The following is a 943-nucleotide window of genomic DNA, read 5'->3' on the forward strand; positions in this document are numbered from 1 at the left end:
GACTCAGGCCGCTGCTGAGGGCTGGCACTTCGTGGAGTGGCAGAGCGAGACCGTCACCGTCACCGATAACACCTTCGTGATGCCCGAGGGCAACGTCACCGTCACCGCTGTGTTTGAGAAGGACGAGACCCCCGAGCCCACCCCCGAGCCCGGCGATGTGATCACCACTCTGCTGAAGGATGTGTACGACAAGGCCGTGGCCCAGGACTACTCCAACCTCATCGACTCCGCCAAGGCCTACTATGAGAACGCCCTGGCCCAGGCCGAGGCCATTCTGGACAACCCCTCCGCCTACACCCAGGAGCAGGTGGAGGAGGCCACCGACCAGCTGTTCATCGCCGTGGCGATGCTGGACTGGGTCAAGGGCGACCCCGCCATGCTCCAGCTGCTGGTGGAGCGCGGCGACCAGATGATGGCCAACGCCGACAAGTATGTGGAGACCAACTGGCAGCAGCTGGTGGGCGCTCTGGATGCCGCCAAGAAGACCCTGGCCGATGCCAGCGACTCCATGCAATACGAGATGGACAAGGTCTCCGAGGTGCTGCTGGAGGCCATCCTGGCCCAGCGGTACAAGGCGGACAAGTCCATCCTGGAAGGTCTGCTGGCTGAGGCGGAGACCGTGGACACCACCGGGGCCAGCGAGGTTGCCGTGGCGACCTTCCGCACCGCTCTGGCCACCGCCCGGGCCGTGATGGCGGATGCCACCCTGTCCGTGGACGACCAGGCCAAGGTGGACGAGGCCGCCGCCGCCCTGAAGGCCGCCATGGACGGCCTCACCGCCGGTGGCGCTCCCGAGACCACCGACAAGCCCGAGGCCTCTGAGAAGCCTGAGAGCACCGACAAGCCTCAGGCCACCGAGAAGCCCGCTGAGAAGCCTGCTCAGACTGGCGACTCCGCTCAGCTGATGCTGTATGTGGCCGCTCTGGGTGCCGCTGTGGTGGCT

1 pseudogene is annotated in these 943 nt (G+C 66.2%); it reads left to right on the forward strand.

Features of this window, described 5'->3' with window-relative positions:
- Window positions 1–943, forward strand: a pseudogene (locus tag B5F12_RS11590) (FIVAR domain-containing protein); the annotation flags it as partial.

Origin of the sequence: Pseudoflavonifractor sp. An176 (genome assembly GCF_002160435.1) — a bacterium.
Taxonomy (GTDB): Bacteria; Bacillota; Clostridia; order Oscillospirales; family Oscillospiraceae; genus Enterenecus; species Enterenecus faecium.